General features: G+C 63.4%; 8 protein-coding genes and 2 pseudogenes. 5 read left to right on the top strand and 5 right to left on the bottom strand.

Annotated features, from left to right (window positions below):
- The 3 genes and pseudogenes from ACFMO5_RS09410 to ACFMO5_RS09420 all read right to left on the bottom strand — a co-directional run.
- Nucleotides 1–423: pseudogene (locus ACFMO5_RS09410) on the bottom strand (transcriptional regulator); the annotation flags it as partial.
- A 291-nt stretch (nucleotides 424–714) separates the two neighbouring features.
- Nucleotides 715–1,137 (bottom strand): ester cyclase, encoded by a 423-nt coding sequence (locus tag ACFMO5_RS09415; protein ID WP_376792493.1) that lies wholly within the window; start codon nucleotides 1,135–1,137, stop codon nucleotides 715–717.
- Between the two features lie 42 nt (nucleotides 1,138–1,179).
- Entirely contained in the window at nucleotides 1,180–1,833 is a 654-nt protein-coding gene (locus ACFMO5_RS09420) for a hypothetical protein (protein WP_376792494.1), read from the bottom strand.
- A 669-nt stretch (nucleotides 1,834–2,502) separates the two neighbouring features.
- Here ACFMO5_RS09420 and ACFMO5_RS09425 point away from each other — a divergent pair.
- Together ACFMO5_RS09425 and ACFMO5_RS09430 are read left to right on the top strand one after the other, a co-directional pair.
- Nucleotides 2,503–2,697 (top strand): hypothetical protein, encoded by a 195-nt coding sequence (locus ACFMO5_RS09425; RefSeq protein WP_376792495.1) that lies wholly within the window; start codon nucleotides 2,503–2,505, stop codon nucleotides 2,695–2,697.
- 62 nt (nucleotides 2,698–2,759) lie between these two features.
- Complete coding sequence (locus ACFMO5_RS09430; protein ID WP_376792496.1) at nucleotides 2,760–2,972, top strand: hypothetical protein; 213 nt, start codon at nucleotides 2,760–2,762, stop codon at nucleotides 2,970–2,972.
- Nucleotides 2,973–3,064: 92 nt separating this feature from the next.
- Here ACFMO5_RS09430 and ACFMO5_RS09435 read toward each other — a convergent pair whose 3' ends face one another.
- The gene (locus tag ACFMO5_RS09435; RefSeq protein ID WP_376792497.1) at nucleotides 3,065–6,076 is read right to left on the bottom strand and encodes an AAA family ATPase; all 3,012 of its coding nucleotides are present in this window, start codon (nucleotides 6,074–6,076) and stop codon (nucleotides 3,065–3,067) included.
- 529 nt (nucleotides 6,077–6,605) lie between these two features.
- Between ACFMO5_RS09435 and ACFMO5_RS09440 the strand changes: the two genes are divergently transcribed.
- The 3 genes from ACFMO5_RS09440 to ACFMO5_RS09450 all read left to right on the top strand — a co-directional run bounded on the left by ACFMO5_RS09440 (nucleotide 6,606) and on the right by ACFMO5_RS09450 (nucleotide 7,992).
- On the top strand, nucleotides 6,606–7,070 hold the full coding sequence (locus ACFMO5_RS09440) for a tyrosine-type recombinase/integrase (protein ID WP_376792500.1): 465 nt from the start codon (nucleotides 6,606–6,608) through the stop codon (nucleotides 7,068–7,070).
- 166 nt (nucleotides 7,071–7,236) lie between these two features.
- Nucleotides 7,237–7,584: a hypothetical protein gene (locus tag ACFMO5_RS09445; RefSeq protein WP_376792498.1), complete on the top strand. Its 348-nt coding sequence runs from the start codon at nucleotides 7,237–7,239 to the stop codon at nucleotides 7,582–7,584.
- Nucleotides 7,585–7,590: 6 nt separating this feature from the next.
- Entirely contained in the window at nucleotides 7,591–7,992 is a 402-nt protein-coding gene (locus ACFMO5_RS09450) for a hypothetical protein (RefSeq protein ID WP_376792499.1), read from the top strand.
- Nucleotides 7,993–8,171: 179 nt separating this feature from the next.
- Here the strand turns inward: ACFMO5_RS09450 and ACFMO5_RS09455 are convergent.
- Nucleotides 8,172–8,469: pseudogene (locus ACFMO5_RS09455) on the bottom strand (hypothetical protein); the annotation flags it as partial.

Consider the following 8,469-nt stretch of genomic DNA (forward strand, 5'->3'; position numbering starts at 1 on the left):
TTGAAAGTCGGGATACCTCTCGTAGCCGACGCCACCACCTTCCCGGAACGCACCGATGACCTCCCCCTCAACGGCGGAAAGCAGCCGGATGTACTGCGTGAAAAAGGCGAGGTTGTTCGAGCCGGCTGATCGCGTGAGGAAAGCGGCGTGTTCGCGAGGAAGCACGTACGTCTCCGTGGCCGGGTCGTACGAGACGATCCGCGCCACGACCATGCCCCCGAGCCACTCCCGCACGTAGCGCTCCTGAAGCCCAGTGGCTTGGGCAATGGCGTCGCTGCTTGCCGCCGGCATTTCGGCCATGGCATCGAAGAGGCGGGTCTGATGGCCGATGCTCACCAGGATTCCCAGGAACACGTCATTGAGCAGCGCCATCATCCTTCCGGCAAACGCCTCCGCCTTCGCTGGATCCATCGCTTCGTTCATCATCCACCTCCAAGAATCGGTTTACGGTACATGGGATAACCTTTGTCCTGTCGGCCCAACTATTGCTTAGGCAGGAGATCGCGCACGGCCCGCCCCACTGCCTTCTTGATCTCTTCAAGTCCCGCCAGCGCCTCCTTCCTGATCTCACGTCCAGCTAGCCAGCGGTGCCTGATCGAGAGCAGCAAGCTCAGCGTGCCGTTGTTGGGGGTGTGAACATTTGGCGGGTGAAAGCCTCCGCCTTCGCTTGATCCATCGTTTCGTTCATCGTTGACCTCTTATAGCGCGTGGCCGTTACAGCCCAGGCGGCTCATCCGCTAGCCCCAACTGTTGGGCCAAAACGACCTCATCAACCTGCTCGTCCAACTCAGCGATCATGTCGTTCTCCAACCGTGTGGTTACCACGCCCGTAATCTCAACCCGCTTCCCGGTGGGTGGAATCTCGCCCCACGGGCCGGTGTGCGTCCCCGTAAATTGGTAACAGGTGATCAGGCGATCTCCCTCCAAGGTTTGCGACACAATTGTCAGGTGAGAATCGGGAAAGGCGATCCGGCTATCTCGGATGTCTGTGACCCACTCGTTTGCGCCCCCCGCTTTGTCATTGTGGCGATAGATCACCTGCGGGCTGATGAGCCTTCCAATCACATCGCCGTATTGATTACCGTTGACAGCTTCCACCACTTGCCGAACGATTTGTTTGTGTTTCTCGTCGTGCATCATCTTACGGGCCTCCTGTCTATTCTGATCTCTCCACCATTGTCACATTGTCATTTTTGCCATCGTCGGTTGGCTTTCCCGCATACCTTCACCTGTGCTCGACAAAACGGCATAGCCCAACCAGAGATAGGCAACACCGATGAGCACTCCACCGATGGCAAGGAAAATAGCCGGCAGCGGCGGTGTGAAAATCGCCAGCGGGGTGCCGGCAATGAGCGAAGCTGCCGCCCAGCGTGGCAGGACGCCCGCCCGGATGGTGGCAATCCCGAATAACACGTAGCCAATCCCAAAGGCGTAAAGCGTTCCCAGCAAGATTGGCTCGAGCAATCCGCCGAACACCGGCCCGGTCGGGGTTAACGCTGCTTCGGCAATCTCGCTCTGTGCCAGGCCTGGCAGAACAATCCCTTCGATGAGGAGAAGGGGACCGCTCAGCGCCGCTGAGCTGACAAAACTGACGACAAACCCAATCAGCCCGAGAACGCCAGCCTTTTCCGCCTGCCGGGCGTGCACACCGATCAACCCCAGCAGGCTAATGAGAAAGCCGACGCCGATGGCGAAATGGGTTGGTCCCCAAAGGGGGTGTGCCAGGGCATCGGGAGCCGTCTCATCCGGGTGCAGGATCAGACCAATCCCTAAGATCACACCGGCAACGATCAGCGCGCCGCCGCTCCAGCGAACCTGTTTTGTGGATAACATGGCGACCTCCTGTAAATGAGATTTGGGATCCTTTGAGCCGCTCCACTCACGGCTCGTGCCCTTACCCTAACACAAGCGCGTGGGACTGTCATCGTCAGAAATGACTAAATTCAGAGGAAAGGATGACTAAATTTCATCTAAGAAATCCGTTTTCTTTAAAACGTAGGTTGGCTCTCCCCCCGGAGAAGATGCAGCGATGAAGGGGCAGGTGCTGGTGAAGCCCACCGCCACGCAAACGGCTTATGAGGATCAAGTGCGAATGGTCGAATTGAGAAAATAAGGGTGGACCGATCGAGCCATTGCTCAGCGGATGGGGTGCAGGGTCTGGACGGTGATCCGCTGGGTGAAGGCCTTTGCGCGCGGGGGTGCGGTGAATCCGACGGAAGCTCTTGCCGGAAGGGATCCCGAACGTTCCCTCGGAGGGGACCTTTCATCAGATCCTTCGGCGGGAGGGGTTTCCAAAGGTGCGGGAGGCGAAGCGGGAGCGGATCCCCTGGGCGGGGGGTGGGGAGGAGGAGACGGGGGTGGTCCAGGCGGACTTCCAGGCCGAAGGGGGGTCTGGTTGACTCTCGGAACCAATAAAAGTGAGCATGAAAAGAGCCCCAAGGGGGTTGGAGAAAGCGATGCAAGGGGTGGGATATCTTCCAAAGGTGGTACAGACGGATCGGGATGCGGGTGGGGTGGGGCGAGAAGGGGGGCTTCCCCCGTCGGTTCCCGCTGGGGCGGTGGGGCTTCGGGGTGGAGCACCGGCGGATTCCGGTGGGGAAGCCGGACCGGAATGGGGTGGTGGAGCGCTATCAGGGAGCGATCGAGGAGAACGACGCGGGGGAAGTGGGAGGGGTGGAAGCATGGCGGGAGGTCTAGAATGCTGGGAAGAGGCTTCGCTCCGAGGGGTTCAGGCGCGATGAAGGGGGGCGAGTTTGGCGATGCGGCGGGGGGTGGAGAAGCGGCGGGAGGTCGTGGGGACGCGAAGGGTGGATCGGACGGGGAAGGGGAATCTGTGGGGGAAAGCGGTTCGGGTGGGGAAACGGGCAGCTGGCCCAACGGTTCGCATCCATTTCGATGGCGAAGGGGACGAGATCCGGATCCTTGGGCGCGATGCGTGGGGGAGGGTACGGGAGGAGCGGGTTTTGGAATGATTCACCGAAGATGGGCTGTGGGCGGGGTGGGCGGAGGGGGGTTCAAACGAGCGTTGTCCGACCTACGTTGAGGTGACAGCCTGCCCTCCGCTCTAGCCGTGGGTGGGCTTGGCCAGCCCCTTCTCGAGGGCCCAGGCGGCGATCTGCGTACGTGAGGTGAAGCCCAGCTTGGCGAGGATGTTGCCGACGTGGGTCGCAACCGTGCGGTCGGCGAGGAAGAGCGCCTGGGCGATCTCGTGGTTCGACTTTCCCTGTGCGATCAGCGCCGCCACCTCGCGCTCGCGCTCTGTCAACCCGCCGTACTCTTTCTTCAGGGCACGGCGCGGCGAGGCTGCGGGGATCATGGCGATGGCGTTGCGCCGGAACTGGTCGCGCAGCGTCTCGTCAGCCACGGTCGTGGCAAGCTCATGAATCAGCGCCCGCGCCGCCGAGAAGGCCTCCTCCGCCTGCTCGTAGCGGCGTTGAGTTCGGTACAGTCTGCCCAGGCTGACCTGAATCCGCCAGAGCATAGGGCGCATCTCCAGTAGGAACGCCCCCTCACATCCGGCGCGCAACTCCGCCTCGGCCTCAGCCCGGCGCCCCAGCCCCACCAGCGCCTCGCCGCGTAGCCGCGACAGGCGTGGAATCACCTGCCCCTCGGAGCGGTTCGCAGTGTACGCGAGCTTCTGTTCAAGGATGTGCAGCGCCAGCGCCGGGTCGCCGCCAGCCAGGGCCCGTTCAGCGCTGGCGCACCAACATAGCCGCTGCCCTATCGTCTGGGCTGGCGTATCGGGATGAAGCACAGCGGCCAGCAGGGCCTCTGCCTGCGCCAACTCCTTCTGGGCAATAATTACTGAGGCGAGATACCCCGACGTGATGCTGACCCAGATCCGCGAGTTGAGCGCCTGCGCCAGCGTCAACGCCTGCTCAAGGTGCTGCCGGGCGGCAGGTAAAGCGAGCAGATCAAGGTGCAACGCGCCTAAAGAGAAGTGCGCAAAGATCAGCCACTGGTGGTGCTGGATGTCCTCAGCGATCTCCAAGGCCGCCTGGCCCCAGGCCAATCCCCGCCCATAGTCGCCGTGTATGCCGAAGTACTGCGCGCATCCGGCCAGGATATAGGCTTCACCGGAGCGATAATCGATCTCACGGGCGATCTGCAGCGCCGTCTCCACCTTGTCCACAGCGCCGGGTAGAGGCAGCTCTGGAAAGCATGTATCGGTTTCATACACCCTGCCGCGCATCACCCACATCGGCAGACTCGCTGCCAGCCCCTGGCGATCCCCCAGCTGGCGAAACAACTCCACTGCACGCTGGTAATAGGCGGCGCCCTGGATCGGGGCGCCGCCGATGTAGCTCGTCATCCCCAGCAGGTCTAGCGTCTCTGCGATGCCGCGTTCGTCGCCAAGCGCAGTAAACATCTCAAGCGCTTCCTGATGGTAACGCAGCGCCTCTGTTGGCTGTTCGGCGTTCATGTGCCAGTTGCCCAACCGGTTCAGGCTGTGACCAAGGACCGCCGGATCACCCAACGCACGCGCTAGGTTTAGCGCTTGCCCAAAGTAGTCCCCAGTCTTGATGTAGTCCCGCGAAGCCCAAAGGAATCCCAGGGCGATCAGTGTCTGCCACTCTGCCTGGCGGTCGTTTACCGCTTGAGCCATATGCAGTGCAGCCTCGTAGTCGGCTTGAGCACGCTCGAAGTCGCCTATGGTCTCATAGGCCTGGCCGCGAGCCCAATAGAGTTGCACCGGTGCGGGCAGCGACAGATGCTCCGCCGCCTTCAACGCGCGAGTGAATTGCTCAATGGCCACGCGCGGCGCGTACATCGCCCGCGCCCGCTCTCCGGCACGCGCCGCATACCCCAGCGCCTTCTCCCAGGCCTGCGCCTGGTAGAAATGATAGGCCAGGTCGCCAATGTGCGCGTCAAGGGAATCCGCATGCAGGCGCTCCAGCGTCTCGCCGACGATGCGATGCAGCCGCCTGCGCTCCCACATGAGCAGGCCGGCGTACACCGCCTCCTGCGTCAGTGCGTGGCGAAACGCGAACTCGTCCGCCGGTCCCTCGACGATCAAGCGCGCCGCGACCCCTTCCTTCAGCCTTTCAAGCAAGTCCTCTTTATTCCTCTGGGTTAGCTCCTGAAGCAGCGCGAAATCAAAGCGCCGCCCCGCCACCGCCGCGAGCACAAGCAGCTCCCTCGCCGTTGGACTGACGTGTGCCAGCCGCCGCTGCACCGCGTCCTGGATGCTGCGCGGAATGTGCAGCTCGCCCATCGGCTTGCGATCCCATCCTCTCTGGGTATGGAAGATCTCCCCGGCGGCGACCAACGATTTCAGCACCTCCTCAACAAAGAACGGATTGCCCTCCGTCAGGGCGTAGATCGGCTGCAGAAACTCCGTTCGCACCGGACGCCGCTGGTCAAAGATCGCCCGGATCATCGCATCTACTTCTTCCATCGTCAGGCGGCCTAACACCAACTCGCTCGCCAAACGTGCGCGGTCCAGGTCAGCTAGGAAATGGCTCAGGCTCGGATTCGCTTCGTCGTTGCGGTACGTCGTCAATAGGAGGATGGGCTGAGAGGGAATGCGCCGCGCCCAGTGGAGCAGAAACTCCAGGCTGGTGTCATCGCTCCAGTGCAGGTCCTCCAGGATGACCAACAGCGGCATCCGCGCTGCGAGGCGGGCGAAGAACTCCATCAGCGCCTGGAAGAGATGGCGTTTCTCTTGTTCGGGGTTGAGGGCCGGCGTGGGCGTCAGGTCGGGCAGGCGGTTAGCCAGTTCGGGGAGCAGCTTGACGAGTTCGTGGGCGGCAGGCCCCAGGTCATGGGCGATGTCCGCTGCAGGACGGGCGGTGAAGCGCACACGCAACAGGTCCAGGAGTGGGGCGTAAGGCAGCACGCGGTCCGGCTCGTAGCACTGGCCTTGCAGGATGAGCATCTGGCGTGAGTGGGCGCGGGATTTCGCTTCGGCGACCAGGCGTGATTTGCCGATGCCAGCCTCGCCGGCCAGCACGACTGTCTGCCCGTGTCCAGCGCATGCCCCCTCCAGCGCCTGCTCCAGCGTGCGCAGCGGCGCCTCCCGCCCGATGACGACGGGGCATTCTATGTGGAAAGTTGGCGGTGGCGAAGGGCCCATTGTCCTTGCCTCCTGTGGGCGCACCGGAAGTCGAAGCCTTCCTCACCCGTCTCGCTTCTCATGGCAGGTCTCTGCCTCTACCCAGGACCCTGCCCTTTCTGCCCTTTTGTTCCTCTATCAGGAAGTCCTCGGCATCCCCCGGCGATATGCACGCCCTCTGCGCCAAACGAAGCACCTATGTCCAGCCCTACCTCAGCCACGATGAGTGCCCGCGGATCCTCTCCCATCTGGACGGCGCACCGCATCTCGTCGCCTGCTTCCTCTGGGAGTGGCCTGCGCATCCAGGACCTTGACTTTGAGAACTCCCTCCTCATCGTCCGCGACACCAGTCCAACCGCGACTGCGTGACCTTCCCCCCCGATGAGGGATGCTTTCTCCAATGCCTCCACGCCCACCTTGAGCAAGTGCGCCGCCTCTATGAGGCCCACCCTGAGGTCCCCATCTCCATGCCCCCGCCCTGGCTCGTAAATACCCTGGGGCAGAAACATCCTGGGAGTGGCAATACGTGTTTCCCTCGCGTGACCTGTCTGTGGACCCCTCCACCCTAGCGATCAAGCGGCATCACCTGCATTCCACCGGCGTTCAGAGGGCCATCACCGCCGCCGTCCGTGCTGCTGGCATTACCCAACGCGCCACGGCCCACACCCTGCATGCCGCCTTCGCCCTCCGGCTGAAAGAGGCCGGTTACCAAATCGACGATATCCAGAAGCTCATGGGCCACGCCGACATCCGTACCACTCGACACGACCTGGAAAGCCAACCACCTGTCCACCAGCGCCTGCGGCGCTGCTATCCTCCAGACCCGGACGCCACCCCGCCGAGATGGTGTCCTGAGCGGAGCGAAAGATGGGCGCCCCCGAAATCCCGACCTCTAAGCCTACCTCGCCGCAGTACCTCCTCCTTTCCGGGACAGGGAGGACAGACCGAACGAAAAACAAAAACGGCTCCCGCCAAGTCCCGGCGGGAGCCGCGCTTTGGGGTATGCTCAAGATGATCTCCGCACCGCCTGCACCGGCGTGGGGAGCCGCCCTCCGGTCGGTGTCCCTCGCACCGCCGAGGGCTTTTTTGTTTCAAGGGCTGTCTCAATTATACCCTCGCTTGGCCTCCCGTCAAGCGTAATGCGGCCCACGTGTGTTCAAATCCCCCTAGGAGATGCTCTCATGCTCTTCACGGTGACGGACTTCCAGGATCTTTTACGACTGCTTCGAGAGCATCCTGATTGGCGAGCGCAGCTGTGGGCGACGCTGGCCGGCGAGGAGCTCCTGCGCCTGCCGGGGGAGTTCACGGCCCACCGGCAAGAGCTCCGGGCCTTTTGGGCAGAGACCGACCGCCGCCTGGCGGAGCTGACCCGAGCCGTTGAGCGATTGGCCGAGGCCCAACGGCGGCACTACGAGGAGTTCGCCACCTTCCGAATGGAGACCGAGCGACGCTTCGCCGAGCTCCGGGAGGAGCTCGCGGCGCTGCGGGCGGAGACGGAGTGGCGCTTCGCGACGCTGGCCGAGGTCTAGGAGCAAATGGGGAAGCGGGTGGCGGATATCGATGGACGGCTTCGCGGGCGGACGTATGAGGAGCACTACGGCCTCCGCCCCTACCGGTACAGTGACCTGGTGGCGGAGCCCTGGGTCCTCTCCCCGGAGGAGCTGGGGACGCTGCTTGCAGCCGCCGAGGGGGCCGGCCGGCTGTCCGGAGAGGAGGCGAAGGACCTGGGCGATGTTGATGTCGTCGTCCGTGGGCGCTCCTGGACGCGGGAGGGGGAGGCCTATTTGGTGGTGGAGATTTCTGCCACGGTGGACCGGGAGGATGTAGAGCGGGCGGTCCGGCGGGCGGGGATCCTGCGGAAGGTGGCTCCGGAGGCCGAAGGGGTGGCGGTGGTGGGGGGGGCCGGAGATCCACCTGGAGTCGCCCCGATGGCCTAGAAACAACGGGTCTGGTGGCTGAAGGACAGCCGCACCTTCGCCCCCCACGAGATCCCCCAATTCCCTCGCCCCCGACGCGCCAGGAGGGGACAGACAGCCCATTAAGAGAGTAGGCGCTGATTCCCCAGCACCCCCCAGGGAGAGGGGGGAGGGTGCTTTTTTGATTCCCGCAGATCCGCTCACCCCAACCGCTCCACGGCCGCCTCGAGCTCTTTCTCTGACGGCCGTGTGTAGCGGGCGGTGGTGTTCAGGGACGTGTGCCCCAGAAGCTCCATCACCGTCACCAGAGCGGCCTCTGCCTCCCGCAGCAGGGAGAGAGCAGAGAGAGCACCCGACAGCTTGCGTATCCCCAGGGCCTTCCTCCCGCCTCGTGGGACCGTTGAAAGGACCGGCTTCCATCCCCTTCCCCTCGAGGCCGGTGGCCGGAGCCAGTGTATGCCCACCAACTCGCCCCGGGTTCCCTCTTGATTCGCTCTG

Origin of the sequence: Thermoflexus sp. (genome assembly GCF_042408365.1) — a bacterium.
Taxonomy (GTDB): domain Bacteria; phylum Chloroflexota; class Anaerolineae; order Thermoflexales; family Thermoflexaceae; genus Thermoflexus.

Coding starts and splice junctions, on each gene's coding strand:
- ACFMO5_RS09435 (WP_376792497.1), bottom strand. CDS start 6,076: ATGGGCCCTTCGCCACCGCCAACTTTCCACATAGAATGCCCCGTCGTC.
- ACFMO5_RS09415 (WP_376792493.1), bottom strand. CDS start 1,137: ATGCACGACGAGAAACACAAACAAATCGTTCGGCAAGTGGTGGAAGCT.
- ACFMO5_RS09450 (WP_376792499.1), top strand. CDS start 7,591: ATGGGGAAGCGGGTGGCGGATATCGATGGACGGCTTCGCGGGCGGACG.
- ACFMO5_RS09420 (WP_376792494.1), bottom strand. CDS start 1,833: ATGTTATCCACAAAACAGGTTCGCTGGAGCGGCGGCGCGCTGATCGTT.
- ACFMO5_RS09430 (WP_376792496.1), top strand. CDS start 2,760: ATGCGGCGGGGGGTGGAGAAGCGGCGGGAGGTCGTGGGGACGCGAAGG.
- ACFMO5_RS09445 (WP_376792498.1), top strand. CDS start 7,237: ATGCTCTTCACGGTGACGGACTTCCAGGATCTTTTACGACTGCTTCGA.
- ACFMO5_RS09425 (WP_376792495.1), top strand. CDS start 2,503: ATGCGGGTGGGGTGGGGCGAGAAGGGGGGCTTCCCCCGTCGGTTCCCG.